Origin of the sequence: Vibrio ezurae NBRC 102218, from assembly GCF_000467185.1 — a bacterium.
In the GTDB taxonomy this organism is placed as follows: domain Bacteria; phylum Pseudomonadota; class Gammaproteobacteria; order Enterobacterales; family Vibrionaceae; genus Vibrio; species Vibrio ezurae.
In genome coordinates this window covers 139171-156709 of record NZ_BATM01000001.1, presented here as the reverse complement: position 1 = coordinate 156709, position 17539 = coordinate 139171, and the positions used below count along the sequence as shown (strand labels likewise).

The following is a 17539-nucleotide window of genomic DNA, read 5'->3' as shown; positions in this document are numbered from 1 at the left end:
ATGAATTTTTCTGTATTCGATCACCAGATGATGGCAAAGGCGATTAAATTGGCTGAAAAAGGCCGATTTACCACCCATCCTAATCCCAATGTTGGCTGTGTGATTACCCAAGGCGAAACCATAGTCGGCCATGGCTACCATATTCGTGCCGGTGGACCTCATGCTGAGGTTCATGCACTGGCGATGGCTGGCGAGCAAGCCAAAAGCGCTACCGCTTATGTCACCTTAGAGCCCTGCTCACACTATGGACGCACACCCCCTTGCGCTAAAGGTTTGATTGAGGCCGGTGTTGCGCGTGTTATTTGCGCGATGCAAGACCCTAATCCATCCGTTTCAGGTAATGGTATCGCCATGCTCAAAGAGGCGGGCATTGAAGTACAAGTTGGGCTGCTAGAGGCTGACGCTGAGCGCATCAACCGACCTTTCTTGAAAAAGATGCGCACAGGTATGCCATGGGTTCAACTGAAAATGGCCGCCAGTCTTGACGGTAAAACGGCGTTAGAAAATGGCAATAGCCAGTGGATCACCAGTGCGCTGGCTCGTGCAGATGTACAAGGGTATCGAGCTCAAGCGGGGGCGATACTTTCCACGTCAAAAACGGTAATTGATGATAATGCCTCATTAAACGTCCGTTTAGATGAACTTGCCGAGGATGTGCGCGTGCATTATCCCGCAGGAGAAGTGCGACAGCCGCTCCGAGTGATTCTTGATCGTCGGCAGCGTCTGACTTCGGATTTACGATTGTTTGCGACCTCTGGTGAGATCTTGGTAGTTTCTGAGCAAGAAAAACAAGACGGCAGTATCGATTCAGCAGTAGAATTACCGCAACTGCTTGCAAACTTAGCCTCGCAACACAATATCAACCATATCTGGGTTGAAGCGGGAGCAACGCTAGCCGCAAGCTTTATTGAACAAGGCTTGGTTGATGAGCTTATCGTTTATTTAGCCCCAAAGATCATGGGAAGTGATGCGCAAAGTTTGATCAATCTAACCGGGTTAACCGAAATGGATCAGGCAATAGCATTAAATATTGAACAACTTACCCAAGTAGGGCCTGATATTAAGTTGGTCGCTACTTTTAAATCATCAAAATAGAGCAGGAATTACTATGTTTACCGGTATCGTCGAAGCCGTTGGCACTCTCAGTGCCATTACCAATCAGGGCGAAGATATTTCTATTACAGTGGATACTGGGCTTTTAGATATGTCGGACGTACAACTGGGGGACAGTATTGCAACCAATGGTATTTGCCTGACGGTTGTTCGTTTTGATCAGCGTTCGTTTACCGCTGATCTTTCTGTAGAAACACTCAACAAAACGGGCTTTAGTCAGTATCAAGTTGGCGATAGAGTGAATCTCGAAAAAGCCATGCTTCCGACCACACGCTTTGGCGGTCATATTGTGTCCGGGCATGTTGATGGTATGGGGACGATTGTAGAACGAATCCCTGTCGGTCGTGCGGTTGAATATTGGGTTGAACTGCCTAGTGAATTAGAACGTTATGTGGCTCAAAAGGGCTCAATTACGGTGGATGGCATTAGTTTAACTGTCAACGATCTGCGTAAGAATGGCTTTAAATTAACTATCGTACCTCACACTAGTGAGCAAACTATTATTGATGAGTTTGCGGTAGGAAGAAAAGTAAACCTAGAGGTTGATGTACTTGCTCGGTATATGGAGCGACTGCTCGGTGTGGGTTCGGAGCAATCACAAAACACCTCGAATATCACTATGGAATTTTTACAACAAAACGGCTTTGCATAGGCGTGATTCACGCGTGTGACAGACTCTTAAACAGGAAATAAAAGATGCCTATCAGCTCACCACAAGAAATTATTGAAGATATTCGCTTAGGTAAGATGGTTATCCTAATGGATGATGAGGATCGTGAAAACGAAGGCGACCTTATCATGGCTGCGGAGCACATTACTCCAGAGGCGATCAACTTCATGGCGACCTACGGACGCGGTCTTATTTGTCTGACTATGACTCAAGAGCGCTGTGCTCGTTTAGGTCTTCCACCTATGGTTCAAGACAATAACGCTCAATACTCCACCGCCTTTACGGTATCGATTGAAGCGGCTGAAGGTGTGACTACCGGTATTTCGGCAGCCGATCGCGCGGTTACAGTGCAAGCAGCAGTCGCGGCAGATGCTAAAGCGGCGGATCTGGTGCAACCGGGTCATATCTTCCCTCTATCAGCACAAGATGGCGGTGTATTAACTCGCGCAGGGCATACAGAAGCCGGATGTGATTTAGCACGTCTAGCGGGCTGCGAGCCAGCATCGGTTATCGTTGAGATCCTAAAAGACGATGGTGAAATGGCACGTCGTCCTGATCTAGAGATTTTTGCTGAGAAGCACGGTGTTAAGCTAGGCACTATTGCCGACTTGATCGAGTATCGTAACAACACCGAAACGACCATCGAGCGTGTCGCTGAGTGCAAAATGCCCACTGAGTTTGGTGATTTCGACATGGTGACTTACCGTGACACGATTGATAACCAAATTCACTACGCACTGCGTAAAGGTGACATTTCTGAAGCCCCTTGTTTAGTACGTGTACATTTGCAAGATACGTTTACCGATTTACTGAACTCAAATCGTAACTCTGATCGCAGCTGGTCTTTGGACAAAGCGATGCAGCGCATCGGTGATGAAGGTGGGGTGTTGGTGGTACTGGGAAATGAAGAAACCAGTGAGCAATTAATCCACAAATTAAAAGCCTTTGAACTGCAAGACAAAGGCGAAGCGCCTGCTATGGCTAAGAAACAAGGGACGTCACGTCGAGTGGGTGTCGGCTCACAAATTTTAGCTGATATGGGCGTAAGCAAGATGAAATTAATGTCATCAAGCAATAAGCGTTACCACTCTCTGTCTGGCTTTGGCTTGGACGTTGTAGAGTATGTGTGTGAATAACATTTAACATGGACGGGTCGCAATTCGACCCGTTTAATCAATAACTAGAGAATTTGCTGAAATGAGATTAGATCCTAGTCACATAATTGTGCTAGAATCCGGCGATTCTCACTCATGAGATAGTTGAAGGAAAACTTATGAAAGTCATCGAAGGTGGATTTCCAGCCCCTAATGCTAAAATTGCTATAGTAATTTCGCGTTTTAATAGCTTTATCAACGAAAGCTTATTGTCTGGTGCTATCGATACCTTGAAGCGCCATGGACAGGTTGCAGAAGAAAACATAACAGTAGTACGTTGTCCTGGTGCGGTAGAATTACCTCTCGTTGCTCAACGTGTTGCTCGTACCGAGAAATACGATGCTATCGTTTCTCTAGGTTCAGTTATCCGTGGTGGAACGCCACATTTTGACTATGTTTGTAGTGAGTGTAATAAAGGTCTTGCGCAAGTGTCACTGGAGTACAGTCTACCCGTTGCATTTGGTGTATTGACCGTTGATACCATAGATCAAGCTATCGAGCGTGCTGGAACCAAAGCAGGTAACAAAGGTGCTGAAGCTGCACTAAGCGCGCTTGAAATGATCAACGTTCTTTCTGAAATCGATTCCTAATGGGGGCCAGTGTGAAACCAGCCGCACGTCGTAATGCACGTCAATTTGCTCTACAAGCTATTTATTCTTGGCAGATCACTAAAGAGAATATCGCAACTGTAGAAGAACAGTTTTTGTCCGCAGGGAAGTACGGGGAAGAAGAAACCCAAGCTGATGAGCCGGCACTGAACGAACAAGAAACAGATGTAGCATACTTCCGTGACCTGTTAACTGGTGTTGCACTGTCTCACCAAGAGCTTGACAGTAAGCTACGTCCATTCCTTTCTCGTCCTATGCAGGACTTGGATATGATGGAATTAGCACTTCTTCGTCTAGCCGTTTATGAGATGACTCGTCGTGAAGACGTTCCTCATAAAGTTGTAATTAACGAAGCAATTGAATTGGCGAAAGTATTTGCTGCTGAAGACAGCTATAAGTTCGTGAATGGTGTACTTGATAAAGCTGCACCAACGCTTTGTAAAAATAGAAAATAGTCGAAATAGACTGTTGAAAACTCTATAGTGAAAAGGTCAGCATCTGCTGGCCTTTTTTGTATGTGTTCAATTGAATTTTAAGGAAAAGATGTGGCTGGAGAGTTTGACCTTATCAATAAGTATTTTACCCATCAGCAAGTAACGCGCAGTGATGTAGCACTCTCTCAAGGGGATGATTGTGCGTTGCTGGTGGCACCAGCGAATACTCATATTGCGGTCAGTACCGATTCTTTGATTGCGGGCACACACTTCCTTGAACATGCCAACCCGCAGTGGGTGGGACACAAAGCTTTGGCCTCGAACATAAGCGATCTTGCTGCAATGGGCGCTGAACCTGCTTGGGTCTCTATGGCTATTACGTTACCTTCTCCTGATGACGATTGGCTTGAGGGCTTTTGTAAGGGCTTCTTTGAGCTTGCGAATGCACATGATCTGCAATTGATCGGGGGAGATACTACTCGCGGTCCACTGGGAATTACGCTGACGGTACAAGGCTTTGTACCGCAAGGAAAAGCCCTGTTACGCTCTGGCGCTAAAGTGGGTGATAAAGTGTTTGTGAGTGGCTACCTAGGTGACAGCCATGCTGGCCTTGAAGTGATTTTACAGCCGAGTAAACAACAGCAGCCTCATGCTAGTGAGTTAGAGCGTCGTCACTATTGTGCAAGCTCTAGAGTCGCACTGGGCATCTTACTGAGAGGGCAGGCCAGTAGCTGCATTGATATATCAGATGGCTTAGTCTCTGATATACAGCACATCATGCAAGGTTCAAATGTCGGCGCTAAATTGCATTGTGATAAACTTCCTGTTTCGTCTGAGCTTATTGAATTTACACAAGGCAAACGAATTGCCCAGCAATACGCGCTAAAAAGTGGTGAAGAATACGAGCTGTGCTTTACCCTGCCATCACATCTGGTAGAGTCTGTGCATCAAGCTGCCAGACAGCAAAATTTGATGATTACTGAGATTGGAGAGATCACCGATTCTCAGCGCTTAAGCTTGTTTGACAATGGACAAGCAATAGAGAATGAGATGCTTGGATTTGACCACTTTCGTTCTTAACCCTATTTGATATAACGACTTAGAGATACTCTCAATGAGCAACCCCCTTGATAAAATATCGTTAGATAACCCATGGCATCTGTTAGCAACTGGTTTCGGTAGTGGGCTTTCACCGATTATTCCCGGCACGATGGGAACCTTAGCGTCTATTCCACTTTATCTGGCTCTAGTTCAGCTTCCTTTAAGTGCGTATTGGATCATTGTGATTATCAGTTGTATCGTCGGTATTAAAATATGTGATGTAACGTCTAAAGATATGGGCGTACACGATCATGGCTCAATTGTATGGGATGAGTTTGCTGGCTTTTGGATTACCATGAGTGTTGTCCCTTTACTGGGTATTGCTGCCAATGATTGGAAGTGGCTGATTGCGGGGTTTGTACTGTTTCGTGCTTTCGATATGATCAAACCGTGGCCTATTAGCTACTTAGATAAACATGTCCATGGTGGCTTTGGCATTATGGTAGACGATATTCTTGCGGGTGTTATGGCAGGGATTTGTTTAGCGATTTTAGGGTTTGTTTCAGGCTGGATTTAAACATTAAGCGTTAGTCTTAGAGCGGGTTGCTCTAAGACTAACAAAACATTATTTTGCTAAATAGGTTTCAATGCTACGCTGAATGCCTTGCGCATCCAAACCGAGCTCTTCATGCATCTCTTGCTGAGTTCCTTGTGCAACAAAACGATCGGGTAAGCCTAGATTTAGCACAGGTTTTAACTGTTTTTGACTCATCAGAAATTCCACTACACCACTGCCTGCACCGCCAGCTATCACGTTTTCTTCAATGGTCACTAAAACCTCATGCTTATCAGCAAGCTCAAGGATGAGTGCTTCATCCAGAGGCTTCACAAAGCGCATATCGGCCACTGTGGCATCAAGATGCTCAGCGGCTTGCATTGCGTTGTCGAGGAAAGTACCAAAGCTTAAAATAGCCACTTTGCCGTTACCGTGACGAACGGTGCGACCTTTGCCTATCTCAAGCGCGGTAAATTTCGATTGAATCTCAGCGCCGATACCATTACCACGAGGGTAACGAACCGCAGCAGGTCCAGTATGTTGATGACCTGTGTAGAGCATTTGACGACATTCGTTTTCATCACTTGGCGCCATAATGGTCATATTAGGAATACAACGCATAAAGCTAAGGTCAAATGCACCTTGGTGAGTTTGACCATCAGCGCCAACCAATCCTGCACGGTCGATAGCAAATAACACAGGCAGATCCATGATAGCTACATCGTGAATCAGTTGGTCGTAGCCACGCTGTAAAAAGGTCGAGTAGATTGCCACAATCGGTTTGTTGCCAGAAATAGCCAAGCCTGTCGCGAGAGTAACCGCGTGCTGCTCGGCAATAGCCACATCAAAATATTGTTCAGGGAATTGTTTAGAAAAACGCACCATACCAGAGCCTTCACGCATGGCAGGTGTGATTGCCATTAGTTTAGGGTCATTGGCCGCCATATCACACAAGAAGTCACCAAACACTTTAGAAAAGCTTGGTTTGCCCCCTTTGCTTTTTGGCAGTGAGCTTTCGGCTGGATCAAACTTAGGAACGCCATGATAACCAATAGGATCTTTTTCAGCCGGCTCGTAGCCTTTGCCTTTTTTGGTCATTATATGCAGAAATTGCGGCCCTTTTAGGTGACGCATATTCTTTAACGTTTTAACAAGCTCAAGCACATCGTGACCGTCAACAGGCCCAATGTAATTAAAGCCTAGCTCTTCAAACATGGTGCCTGGGACAACCATGCCTTTTAGGTGTTCTTCGGTGCGTCGCACTAGTTCTTTAATCGGTGGAACGCCAGATAAGACTTTTTTGCCTCCTTCACGAATGGAGGTGTAAAGGCTACCTGATAGCACCTGCGCAAGGTGATTATTGAGTGCACCCACGTTCTCTGAAATAGACATTTCGTTGTCGTTGAGCACCACTAACATGTCAGGATGAATATCTCCGGCATGGTTCATGGCTTCAAAAGCCATACCAGCGGTAATTGCACCATCACCGATAACGCTGACTACTTTGCGGTTCTTAGCTTCTTTTTGCGCGCCAATGGCAATGCCTAATGCTGCACTAATTGAGGTAGATGAGTGCCCTACAGACAGCACGTCATATTCACTTTCACCACGCCAAGGAAATGGGTGCAGCCCCTCTTTTTGGCGAATGGTCGACATTTGTTCACGACGACCCGTTAAAATTTTGTGCGGATAGGCTTGGTGACCTACATCCCAGAGTAGTTGATCAAAAGGGGTTTGGTAGACGTAGTGCAAAGCCACGGTCAGCTCAACAGTACCTAAGCCAGAGGCTAGGTGTCCGCTCGATTGGCTAACGCTGTTTAATAGATAGGTTCGTAATTCGTCACAAAGTGTTGGTAGCGTTTCTTTTGGCAAAGAGCGCAACTCATCAGGCGTGTTGGCTAATGCCAATGTAGGGTATTTTGAGATATCAAGAGTCATAAGTATTCGCGCTGATAAGTTAATGAGTTAGTTTTTTCGTTCGATCACGTAACGAGCAAATTGCTCTAAGAGATCGGTGTTGTATGGGATGCTCTCTAATTCTAATAAAGCTTCTTTTAACAACAGGGCTGCTTTTTCTTGTGCGCCTTCCAATCCGAGAAGAGAGGGGTAGGTTGACTTGTTTAAGGCTATATCTGAGCCTTGTGGTTTACCTAGAGTTTGAGTATCGCTAGTAATATCCAAGATGTCATCTTGAACTTGAAAAGCGAGCCCTATCTTTTCTGCAAATTGATTGAGTCGTGGTAGCTGTTCAATTCCAGCTTCACCAGCGGCTAAAGCGCCAAGTTGAATCGCTGATTTTATCAAAGCTCCGGTTTTGTTGCGATGAATAACCTTTAATTCTTGAAGAGAAACTTGTCTATTTTCTGCTTCTAGATCCAAAGACTGCCCAAGACACATGCCGGATGCACCAGAAGCCGAGGCTAAACTTTGTACCATTTTTATACGATAACTTTCTGCCTGAGGAGCTAAAGCCCCTTCCGCTAAGATAGAAAACGCAAGAGTTTGCAGTGCATCACCGGCAAGAATGGCGGTTGCTTCATCAAATTCGATATGACAGGTGGCTTGTCCACGGCGCAATTCATCGTCGTCCATCGCAGGCAGATCGTCATGAATGAGTGAATAAGCATGAATACACTCGATAGCCGACGCTGGCGTATCTAACGCTTCATTATCAATACCAAATACTGCGCCAGTTGCGTAGACCAAAAACGGTCTCGCCCTTTTACCACCTAACAACAGCCCATAGCGCATTGCGCGAATAAGGCTATTATCTTGCATCTGTAAAGAGTCTAACCAAGTTTCGAGTTGTTGGTTATTTCGTATTTGATAGTGTTCTAGTTGTTGTTTAAAAAGAGTCATCGCCAGATTCAAGTTTGAAATCCTGAGGAGTTGCTTCGACTTGATTTTCCATCAAGATTGAAACACGTTGTTCTGCTTGGTCTAACTTGGTTTGTCCTGCACGAGCAAGAGCAATGCCTCGTTCGAAATTTTTCAGTGCAGAATCAAGTTCTAGATCGCCTTGTTCAAGCTGATTTACGATGTTGTCGAGCTCTTTAAGAGACTCTTCAAAACTCATGTTTTCTGGTTTTTTGGTCGCCATGGTCATTCTTTTCTACACTAGGATCTGGGAAAGGTAACTCAGCCAAGGGTTAGGGTCAATTTTCGCAGTTAAAAATCCTGCTTCAACACTAACTTTAGTTCATTTATCGCTAGATTAATGAACAGCCTATCATATTGTTTTATTTTTACTCGGCTCTAAATAGTATATAATTCGTCGCCCTCAATTGTGTACGCTGTAGCAGTTGGCGAAATAATTTAGGCTAGACTCGAGTCATTGACTAATCAGAAGTGAAATTATCTATGAAGTTTATCGTAAAACCACATCCGGAAATTTTTGTAAAAAGCGAATCAGTTAGGAAGCGCTTTACACGCATTTTGGAGTGCAATCTAAGGATTATCATCCAACGTCGCACGGAATCTGTGGCGGTATTCAATCGTAGAGATCATATTGAGGTTTCTGCTGAGAGCGATGAATTTTACCCACAAGTGCTTGAGATTTTAACTCGCACTCCGGGTATTCACCACTCTTTAGAAGTTAAGCAAACAGACTTTACTGATATGCATAACATCTACGAGCAAGTACTTGAGCTAAGCGCAAGCCGAATTGAAGGTAAAACTTTCTCTGTGCGCGCTAAGCGTCGCGGTAAGCATGACTTTAGCTCAATAGAGTTAGAGCGTTATGTTGGTGGTGGTTTAAACCAAGCGGTTGCCAGTGCCAAGGTTAAGCTAACACGCCCTGAAGTGACGGTTAACATCGAAGTAGCGGGTGAAAAACTTAACCAAGTTTTGGCTCGTCATAAAGGTCTTGGCGGTTTCCCTCTAGGAACACAAGAAGATGTACTGAGCTTGATTTCAGGTGGATTTGATTCTGGCGTGTCCAGCTATCTGCACATTAAACGTGGTTCTAAAACGCATTTCTGCTTCTTTAATTTAGGTGGTCCTGCGCACGAAATCGGTGTTAAGCAAGTGGCTCACTACTTGTGGAACAAATACGGTTCTTCAGCAAAAGTGAAGTTCATTGCGGTTGATTTTGAACCTGTGGTTGCGGAAATCCTAGAAAACGTCGAAGACGGACAAATGGGCGTTATCCTAAAACGTATGTTTATGCGTGCCGGCGGCATGATTGCCGATCGTTTTAAAATTGAAGCTTTGGTTACCGGTGAAGCTCTAGGTCAAGTCTCTAGCCAAACCCTGACTAACTTACGTCATATTGATGGCGTGACCGATTCTTTAATTTTACGTCCACTTATCAACTGGGATAAAGAAGACATCATCGATTTGTCTCGCGTTATCGGCACTGAAGATTTTGCCAAAGTAATGCCTGAATACTGTGGCGTGATTTCTCGTCGTCCTACAGTGAAAGCGGTGAAAGGTAAGCTAGAAGCTGAAGAAGAGAAGTTTGATTTCTCTGTACTGGAAAAAGTGGTCAGCGAAGCCCGCGTTATGGATATCCGAGATATTGAAAAAGAAAGCTTGGAGCAAGCGCCAGAAGTTGAGCAGGTGAATGCGGTTCAAGATCAAGCGGTAGTATTGGATATTCGCAGCCCAGACGAAGAAGAAGACAACCCTCTAGAGATAGAGAATGTCGAAGTAAAACACATTCCGTTTTACAAATTAGCGACTAAGTTTGGCGATTTAGATCAAGCGAAAACTTACTTGTTATATTGTGATCGAGGCGTAATGAGCCGTTTGCAAGCATTGTATCTTCAAGAGCAAGGCTTTAATAACGTGAAGGTGTATCGTCCTTAATTAAAGGGATGGAACATTGTAGGGTCGGAGTCAGCCAACTAGCTGGCTCCGGCCTTATTTTTTGCGCACATAAAAAAACACCGCTCATAAAGAGCGGTGTTGAAAATGACAGACAAGTTCATTAAATAGGTCGCTTTGGGGTATATCCAAAGTCATGGTAGAAACTACCGTGCTCAAAGTGAGCTCACAAACACAACATTGCGAATCGAGTCCATGCCAAAGGCATGCCGTTTAGACCCTATCGCTTGGGACGCAATATAGATTTTCTCTGGCTGTTGAGCAACGGACAATTTATAATGTTTCACATAAGAAAAACTAATGCTAGATAAGAGTGAATGGCAAGACGATTACCCCCATTAAAATCATTGAAGGTTTTTGAAGCTGCGGCTCGACACTTAAGCTTTACTCGAGCAGCGGAAGAGCTGTTTGTTACTCAAGCCGCAGTCAGTCATCAGGTAAAAGCCCTAGAAGAGTTTTTAGGCTTAAAGCTGTTTAGAAGACGCAATCGTTCCTTGTTATTAACTGAAGAAGGGCAGAGTTATTTTTTAGATATTAAAGATATCTTTACGTCACTATCAGAGGCGACAGATAAGGTACTAGAACGCAGTGAAAAAGGTTCTTTGACCATCAGTTTACAACCCAGCTTTGCCATTCAGTGGTTGGTACCTAGACTGGCTGACTTTAATGCTCAAGAGCCTGATATCGATGTGCGAATCAAAGCGGTGGATATGGATGACAGTTCTCTAACCGATGATGTGGATGTTGCGATTTACTATGGGCGAGGAAATTGGCCAGGATTACGAGCTGACAAACTCTATCAAGAGTATTTGATTCCTGTATGCGCACCCCGTTTATTAGATAGTCATAAGCCGCTCAATTCATTGAGTGATTTAGCCGGCCACACCTTATTGCACGACACTTCTCGTAAAGATTGGAAGCAGTTTGTGAGGGAGCATAGATTAAATCATATCAATGTTAACTACGGGCCTATATTTAGTCACTCAACGATGGTATTGCAAGCGGCTGTGCATGGGCAGGGGATTGCGCTGGGCAACAATGTATTAGCGCAACCGGACATTGAAGCAGGCCGATTAATCAGTCCATTTGACGAAGTACTGGTCAGCAAAAATGCGTTTTATGTGGTATGTCATGAAAAACAAGCTGATGTAGGACGGATTGCTACATTTAGAGATTGGATGCTGAGCATCGCGGCCAGTGAAGGCGATCCTTCCATCGGTCAACACTAATTTATTTTTGACGCATGTGCGTCGCGCGATGAAGAGATTCATCGCATGAAAACGAGGTTTAACTTGAAACAGGTTATTTTGTATTGTCGCGCTGGCTTTGAAAAAGATTGTGCTGGTGAGATTCAAGATAAAGCAAACAATATTGAAGTGTTTGGCTTTCCACGTGTAAAACGCAACAGTGGTTACGTTTTATTTGAATGTTATACAGAAGGTGATGCAAACCGTCTGGTTCGCGAGATTGATTTTAAAACGTTGATTTTTGCACGTCAGATGTTCGCAGTGGCAGCCAGTTTAGAAGACTTACCTGTTGCTGACCGTATTACGCCAATTTTAGAGGCGTTGTCTGAGCAGGAGTCTGTTCCGACATGTGGCGATTTGCGTATTGAGACCCCAGATACCAACGAAGCTAAAGAGTTGTTGAAGTTCTGCCGTAAGTTTACGGTGCCTCTGCGCCAAGCTATGCGTGGTAAAGGGCTGTTATATAAGAAAGACAACCTCAACAAACCCGTTATGCACCTGTGCTTTGTAGAGCCGGGTAAGTGTTATGTTGGGTACTCTTACCCAAACAATAATTCTCAGTTCTTTATGGGCATTCCTCGTTTGAAATTCCCTGCGGATGCGCCAAGTCGCTCAACGCTGAAACTTGAAGAAGCGTTTCATGTCTTTATTCCTAAAAATGAGTGGGATGAAAGATTGGCTTCCGGTATGTGGGCTGTTGATTTAGGCGCATGTCCTGGTGGTTGGACGTATCAGTTAGTGAAACGTTCTATGTTTGTACACGCCATTGATAATGGCATGATGGCACAAAGCTTAATGGATACGGGCCAGGTGAAACACCATCAGGCGGATGGTTTTAAGTTTGAGCCACCTCGTAAGAACGTCACTTGGCTTGTTTGTGACATGATCGAAAAACCCTCTCGTGTTGCACAATTGATGGGTGAGTGGATCATTCAAGGTTGGTGTAAAGAGGCCATTTTTAATCTGAAACTGCCAATGAAAGGCCGTTATGATGAAGTGTTGGGTGATATTGAAAACTTAAAAGTCTTCTTAAAAGAGAATGGCATTAAGTTTACCCTACAAGCTAAGCATCTTTACCATGACCGCGAAGAGATCACGGTACATGTGCAAGCGCATACCAATTTAGGTTGGTAATCCCGCTTTGATCGCAAGGATAAAATCGTAGACCTGCGTTATTGGCAGTGTCTACGGTTTAGTCCAGCGTAAATCTTGTAAATTAAAGCCTAACTCAAGGTCGGTTTTTAAAGACGCCAATTCTCGGCACAACAGCGCATGCTGTTCGTTACCTGCAATTTTCTTTTTGTATTTATCTGGCAACTCTTCATCGGCAAAAGCTTGTTCTAAAGTGTCGTGATTGGCCAATATTTCCCGCGCCGCTTTAGGGCCAATGCCTGTAATGCCACTTAAACCTGTACCATTGATGCCTGTCAGTCCCCAATAATCACTCAGCTGTTCGACTTTCACAGCAAACTCTTTTTCGACAAACGCTTGATCAAGCCAGCGATGCTGGAAGTAATCTCGGATACGCAATGACGGTGATAGTAGCTGGCAGTAGCCTTTATCGGTAGAGATAATGGTGACTTGATGTTGCTGCTTAGCCAGTTTAACGGCAAGGGTTGCCACTAAATCATCAGCTTCATCGCCATCAGAAAGTAAAGAGTCTATTCCTAGCTGCCACCAAGCTTGCTGAATGGCATCTAAACCTAATGCCAGCGGTTCAGGCATAGGCTTGCGGTTTTGTTTGTACTCAGGAAAGCGTTCTTCTCGCCAACCGCGCACTTGCTGGTGGTGATCAAACACCGCAATAATGTGGCTAGGCTCAGTTTCACTTAGGATACGTTTTAGCGTGCGAGAGGTCGTTTCTATCGTTCGCTGGATATCCGTTTCATCAGGCTGTGCTGAGTGTACTCTGCGAATGAGATTCAATGCATCAATGATAACCAGATGTATAGACATAAAATCAATAAAAAATAGGGCCGTAGCCCTATTGTATCGAAAACAGCTGAAACTGTTTAATGTTAAATCACAGAGCCAGAATCAGTCTGAGGTTTGCACTTGATAGCAGGGGGTGTATTTAGAGCCTGGCAACTTCATGCGTTGCTGTTTGACGAAGTCACCCAGTAAGACATCCATTTTCTTCATCAACTCTTTATCACCGTCGATGATGAAGGGGCCTTTTTTCTCTATCTCAAGTATGCCTTCTGCTTTTACATTGCCCGCCACTATGCCTGAAAAGGCGCGGCGAAGGTTTGCTGCTAAACGCTCTGGTGCTTGATCTAAGTGTAGATCTAAGTTGTGCATATTTTCATGAGTGGGGTCGAAGGGCTTTTGAAACTCAGGGTCGATGTATAAAGACCAGTTGTAGCTGTAGGCATCTTCGTTTTCTTTACGGTACTGCTTAACGGCAGGCATGGCGCTTTTTACGATGCGTGCTGCTTTAGCGGGATCATCAATAACGATCTCATAGTATTTTTGTGCTTCTTCGCCCAAGGTATCGTGAATAAACTGATCAATAGAGCGGAAGTAGGCTTCGCTTTCTTTCGGGCCGGTTAATACAATCGGCAGTGGCTGATGCTTGTTTTTTGGGTGCATCATAATGCCTAAAGCGTACAGCAGCTCTTCAGCGGTGCCTGGGCCTCCCGGGAAAATGACAATACCGTGTGCAATACGTACGAAAGCTTCTAAACGCTTTTCAATATCCGGCATGATGATCAGTTGATTGACTATCGGGTTTGGCGGCTCTGCGGCAATAATTGACGGTTCAGTTAAGCCAATATAGCGAGTTTGTTTGTGTCTTTGCTTGGCGTGACCAATGGCGGCGCCTTTCATTGGGCCTTCCATTGCGCCGGGTCCACAACCGGTACAAATATCCAGTTCTCTTAGGCCAAGTTCATGTCCCACGAGGCGAGTATATTGATATTCAATTTCGTTGATTGAATGCCCGCCCCAACACACGATGAGATTAGGCTCTATTCCGGGAATTAACACTTTGGCATTACGTAAGATACCAAATACAAGGTTGGTTACGTGCACAGGATTATCAAGATTTAAGGTGGTATTTTGCGCCATGTTCATGTGCACAAAGACGATATCACGCAGCACTGAAAACAGGTGTTCTTGAATCCCCTTGATAATAGTACCATCGACAAACGCTTCTTCTGGCGCGTTGTTCAATTCGAGTTTTATGCCGCGTTCACGGCGCAGTACATTGACATCAAATGATTGATATTGTTCGAGTAACTTCTTACTGTCATCGGTATGGCTGCCTGAGTTGAGTACCGCAAGAGTACAGTTTCGGTACAGCGTATACAGTTCGCTAGAGGCGGTTTTTTTGAGACGCTCAACTTCGAGTTGAGAGAGAAGATCCATACTTCCGACAGGATTGATCGTTGTTATCATAGCGGCTCCTTGTTCACTACCCTTGCTTTACGCGTTGGCGCGTTCAGTGATGGGGTTCATGAGAAAACTCTCATGAGGCCATTTGGGGGTATTATTCACCAATAGCCTCACCTTTATACTAGATACCTCATCTACAATAGCAATGTAAAAATCCAATAGAATGAATTATTTACCTCAATGTTTACCGCTATTCGTCTTGCTCATGTTTAGGCAGTTCACTGAGTATGGTCGCAAGGTTTTCTTCAGCGCCTGAAGTGTGTACTTTGATCAGGCCTTTTTGGATTGCGTTGAGGCTAGAGCGGCGCATGTCGTTTTGTGCAAAGCTCGCCGCTGGAGCCAACGGTATCGCGGTAAAAGAGACCCATTGGCTTTGCTGCTCGAATCTAACCAAGGTATTACCAATGTCCGATGCTAATAACAATAAGTCAATCAGGTCTTCATCATTGATTGCGGTGTAAGCGCGCGGTAAAAATGGGTAGTCAGCAATGCTGATGCTAAATACACGATTTACCGCAACCTCGGTCTCAAAGCTGTCAATAATCTGCTTAAATTGCTCAAACAGTTTCTCGGGTTGATGTCGTTTTTCTGGATTGGGTTCGATATACAAGAATGAACGATCAGATAAGTGGTACAGACGAGCACTATTAGGAATTAAACTTGCAATGTGTTCACCAAAGGATTTTTCTTCGATGCGTCCCACTTTATAGCCATGCGTGATATAGATATCTGAAAGCATAGGGATATCAATGAGCGAAAACTTTAGACGATCGTTTAAGGGTTCATTGATTAATTGCCCAAAGCGCCATTGATCATAACTTCGAGTAGAACGATTTAATGAATCAGGCAGTTTACGAGTGAGCATTCTTAGGTTTTTTAGCCCAGAGCGAGGATGCGTATACAATTCTTTATTCAGTTCACGAATCAGTTTATTTTTTTGCCCTAATCGGCGTGATTTCATCACGAATAAAAAGAACAGCACCGTACACGATATTCCAAGAATGAGGGTCAATGTCTTAGTTTTGCTGTAGTCAGTGCTCAGGTTAGTAAATTCATTGACTTGATCTTTGTAGTGCAAAGACTGCTCAATAGAGGTGATCTGATTGAGAAAACTTTGGCTGAGTTGTTCATCTTTCTCTTTAAGGTTGACGGCAGCCAATCGATTGTATTCTTCAAGGTAGTGCAGTGAATCCTTGGTATTATCGGTTGATTTGGTAATAAGGTGCAGTAGTGACAAGGCTTGCAATTGGATGTCATTATTCTCAATCGCTTGTGCTTGTTGCAATGCATATTTGGCTTGATCTTCTGCTTCCTTCGAGTGTTTTTGTAAGAAGTTTAGTTTAGCCGTGAGTAGGGTCGCTCTGGTTTTTTGTGCTTTTATGTCGGCATATTCAAGAAGATCAGAAGCTCGAGTTAAATAGCGTTTTGCGAGCGTAAAGTTATATAAATTAAGATACGTTTCGGTCAACTTTAGGCGTAGATCGATGATTTTACTGATGTCTTTTTCCGCAAGTTCTAAGTCCAACACATTGAAATAGTGCACGAGAGCAAGGTTGTAGCGCCCTTGGATAAAGTACACATCGGCCAGTTTTTGCAATACATTGGCAAACATTGGCGATTGTTCATAGTGCCCATAAAAACTGGCAGCTTGAGAAAGGTGCTCTTGAGCTTTGTCATAAATTTTGCATTCTAGGTACAGGTCTGCCAGCAGGTGATTGGCGCGGGCAATGTACTGTGCGTTGTCTTTCCCAATCGCAATCCAATAGCTTTCAATCAACTCTTTTAACGCTAAATTAAAGTGATGGGCTTTGAGATAATGCTTACCTAGCCTTAAGCTTGCTTCTAGGCCATCTTCATAGTTACCAGAGGTTTTGGCATAGTCTTTGGCAAAAAGGTAGCTTTTTTCGGCTTGCTCATTTTTACCAAGATCTGAGTATATTTTGGCATGGGTCAGACTCAGCCAATATTCCAATCGCTCTTTTTGGTCGTTTTTCATGTGTGAAGCGTTAAGCTTCTCTTCAATTTTAGTTAAAGGTTGCTCGACTTTACGTAAATCTGCGGTCATCTTCCATAATAGACTGACCCGCAAGATCTTTGATTCAATTTCTGGGACGAGCAGGTGTTTACTCTGAGAAATAGAAAGGCTTTTTTCTAAGATGTTCAAAGAGGAGCGGTAATTCCCCAGAATATAATCGGCAATACCTATGGTCTGATAAGCGTGGATCTGATTACGCGCTTTCGCCAGTGGAGTGACCTTTCGTTTTACGCCACTGGTTGAAAAGTTTTCGTCGTAGTTGGGGTTGTTTTGTTCACTCAGGAACATCTTGGCTTTGTTTTTGGATTGCAAAGGGGTGATTTTCACCAAGCGTCGCGCATCGAGCAGTGTTTTTGGTATGTAAATACTGGATTCATTGGCCACAGAAGGCGTGGAAAATGAAAACAGTACAAACACAAAAAGTGACAGCGGAATGAGCCTGAGTAAACGGGGCATAT

At 44.3% G+C, this 17539-nt stretch carries 16 protein-coding genes; 10 read left to right on the top strand and 6 right to left on the bottom strand.

What is annotated here, in order from left to right; genetic code table 11:
• From ribD to pgpA, 7 genes are all read left to right on the top strand, one after another.
• Complete coding sequence (ribD, locus tag VEZ01S_RS00760; protein WP_021712099.1) at positions 1-1095, top strand: bifunctional diaminohydroxyphosphoribosylaminopyrimidine deaminase/5-amino-6-(5-phosphoribosylamino)uracil reductase RibD; 1095 nt, start codon at positions 1-3, stop codon at positions 1093-1095.
• Positions 1096-1108: 13 nt separating this feature from the next.
• Positions 1109-1765 (top strand): riboflavin synthase, encoded by a 657-nt coding sequence (locus tag VEZ01S_RS00755; RefSeq protein ID WP_021712098.1) that lies wholly within the window; start codon positions 1109-1111, stop codon positions 1763-1765.
• Between the two features lie 44 nt (positions 1766-1809).
• Positions 1810-2919 (top strand): bifunctional 3,4-dihydroxy-2-butanone-4-phosphate synthase/GTP cyclohydrolase II, encoded by a 1110-nt coding sequence (gene ribBA / locus VEZ01S_RS00750; RefSeq protein ID WP_021712097.1) that lies wholly within the window; start codon positions 1810-1812, stop codon positions 2917-2919.
• 137 nt (positions 2920-3056) lie between these two features.
• Complete coding sequence (gene ribH / locus VEZ01S_RS00745) at positions 3057-3527, top strand: 6,7-dimethyl-8-ribityllumazine synthase (RefSeq protein WP_021712096.1); 471 nt, start codon at positions 3057-3059, stop codon at positions 3525-3527.
• Positions 3527-4000: a transcription antitermination factor NusB gene (gene nusB / locus VEZ01S_RS00740; RefSeq protein WP_021712095.1), complete on the top strand. Its 474-nt coding sequence runs from the start codon at positions 3527-3529 to the stop codon at positions 3998-4000. Before ribH ends, nusB begins: the two co-directional genes overlap by 1 nt.
• Positions 4001-4090: 90 nt before the next feature.
• A complete protein-coding gene (gene thiL / locus VEZ01S_RS00735; RefSeq protein ID WP_021712094.1) occupies positions 4091-5059 on the top strand; it encodes a thiamine-phosphate kinase in 969 nt (322 codons plus the stop codon).
• Between the two features lie 34 nt (positions 5060-5093).
• Positions 5094-5597 (top strand): phosphatidylglycerophosphatase A, encoded by a 504-nt coding sequence (gene pgpA, locus VEZ01S_RS00730; RefSeq protein WP_021712093.1) that lies wholly within the window; start codon positions 5094-5096, stop codon positions 5595-5597.
• 48 nt (positions 5598-5645) lie between these two features.
• Here pgpA and dxs read toward each other — a convergent pair whose 3' ends face one another.
• The 3 genes from dxs to xseB are packed head-to-tail and all read right to left on the bottom strand — an operon-like array spanning position 5646 to position 8676.
• Positions 5646-7514, bottom strand: a complete 1869-nt coding sequence (gene dxs, locus VEZ01S_RS00725) for a 1-deoxy-D-xylulose-5-phosphate synthase (protein ID WP_021712092.1) — start codon at positions 7512-7514, stop codon at positions 5646-5648.
• A gap of 27 nt (positions 7515-7541) precedes the next feature.
• Positions 7542-8435, bottom strand: coding sequence for a (2E,6E)-farnesyl diphosphate synthase (ispA, locus tag VEZ01S_RS00720; RefSeq protein WP_040889843.1), 894 nt, complete (start codon positions 8433-8435; stop codon positions 7542-7544).
• Entirely contained in the window at positions 8422-8676 is a 255-nt protein-coding gene (xseB, locus tag VEZ01S_RS00715; RefSeq protein WP_040889840.1) for an exodeoxyribonuclease VII small subunit, read from the bottom strand. The genes ispA and xseB overlap by 14 nt, the downstream gene beginning before the upstream one ends.
• A 260-nt stretch (positions 8677-8936) precedes the next feature.
• Here xseB and thiI point away from each other — a divergent pair, with 260 nt between their 5' ends.
• The 3 genes from thiI (at position 8937) to rlmM (ending at position 12784) form a co-directional block, all read left to right on the top strand.
• A complete protein-coding gene (gene thiI / locus VEZ01S_RS00710; RefSeq protein WP_021712089.1) occupies positions 8937-10385 on the top strand; it encodes a tRNA uracil 4-sulfurtransferase ThiI in 1449 nt (482 codons plus the stop codon).
• A 335-nt stretch (positions 10386-10720) separates the two neighbouring features.
• Complete coding sequence (locus VEZ01S_RS00705; protein WP_021712088.1) at positions 10721-11632, top strand: transcriptional regulator GcvA; 912 nt, start codon at positions 10721-10723, stop codon at positions 11630-11632.
• Positions 11633-11695: 63 nt separating this feature from the next.
• The gene (gene rlmM, locus VEZ01S_RS00700; protein ID WP_021712087.1) at positions 11696-12784 is read left to right on the top strand and encodes a 23S rRNA (cytidine(2498)-2'-O)-methyltransferase RlmM; all 1089 of its coding nucleotides are present in this window, start codon (positions 11696-11698) and stop codon (positions 12782-12784) included.
• Positions 12785-12835: 51 nt separating this feature from the next.
• Here rlmM and xni read toward each other — a convergent pair whose 3' ends face one another.
• From xni to VEZ01S_RS00685, 3 genes are all read right to left on the bottom strand, one after another.
• Positions 12836-13606: a flap endonuclease Xni gene (xni, locus tag VEZ01S_RS00695; protein WP_021712086.1), complete on the bottom strand. Its 771-nt coding sequence runs from the start codon at positions 13604-13606 to the stop codon at positions 12836-12838.
• An 81-nt stretch (positions 13607-13687) separates the two neighbouring features.
• Complete coding sequence (gene ppnN, locus VEZ01S_RS00690) at positions 13688-15049, bottom strand: nucleotide 5'-monophosphate nucleosidase PpnN (protein ID WP_021712085.1); 1362 nt, start codon at positions 15047-15049, stop codon at positions 13688-13690.
• A gap of 187 nt (positions 15050-15236) precedes the next feature.
• Complete coding sequence (locus VEZ01S_RS00685) at positions 15237-17537, bottom strand: tetratricopeptide repeat protein (RefSeq protein ID WP_021712084.1); 2301 nt, start codon at positions 17535-17537, stop codon at positions 15237-15239.
• Between the last annotated feature and the right edge of the window lie 2 nt (positions 17538-17539).

Coding starts and splice junctions, on each gene's coding strand:
- pgpA (WP_021712093.1), top strand. CDS start 5,094: ATGAGCAACCCCCTTGATAAAATATCGTTAGATAACCCATGGCATCTG.
- thiI (WP_021712089.1), top strand. CDS start 8,937: ATGAAGTTTATCGTAAAACCACATCCGGAAATTTTTGTAAAAAGCGAA.
- ispA (WP_040889843.1), bottom strand. CDS start 8,435: ATGACTCTTTTTAAACAACAACTAGAACACTATCAAATACGAAATAAC.
- dxs (WP_021712092.1), bottom strand. CDS start 7,514: ATGACTCTTGATATCTCAAAATACCCTACATTGGCATTAGCCAACACG.
- ribD (WP_021712099.1), top strand. CDS start 1: ATGAATTTTTCTGTATTCGATCACCAGATGATGGCAAAGGCGATTAAA.
- ribBA (WP_021712097.1), top strand. CDS start 1,810: ATGCCTATCAGCTCACCACAAGAAATTATTGAAGATATTCGCTTAGGT.
- ribH (WP_021712096.1), top strand. CDS start 3,057: ATGAAAGTCATCGAAGGTGGATTTCCAGCCCCTAATGCTAAAATTGCT.
- VEZ01S_RS00755 (WP_021712098.1), top strand. CDS start 1,109: ATGTTTACCGGTATCGTCGAAGCCGTTGGCACTCTCAGTGCCATTACC.
- VEZ01S_RS00685 (WP_021712084.1), bottom strand. CDS start 17,537: ATGCCCCGTTTACTCAGGCTCATTCCGCTGTCACTTTTTGTGTTTGTA.
- VEZ01S_RS00705 (WP_021712088.1), top strand. CDS start 10,721: ATGGCAAGACGATTACCCCCATTAAAATCATTGAAGGTTTTTGAAGCT.
- ppnN (WP_021712085.1), bottom strand. CDS start 15,049: ATGATAACAACGATCAATCCTGTCGGAAGTATGGATCTTCTCTCTCAA.
- nusB (WP_021712095.1), top strand. CDS start 3,527: ATGGGGGCCAGTGTGAAACCAGCCGCACGTCGTAATGCACGTCAATTT.
- xni (WP_021712086.1), bottom strand. CDS start 13,606: ATGTCTATACATCTGGTTATCATTGATGCATTGAATCTCATTCGCAGA.
- xseB (WP_040889840.1), bottom strand. CDS start 8,676: ATGGCGACCAAAAAACCAGAAAACATGAGTTTTGAAGAGTCTCTTAAA.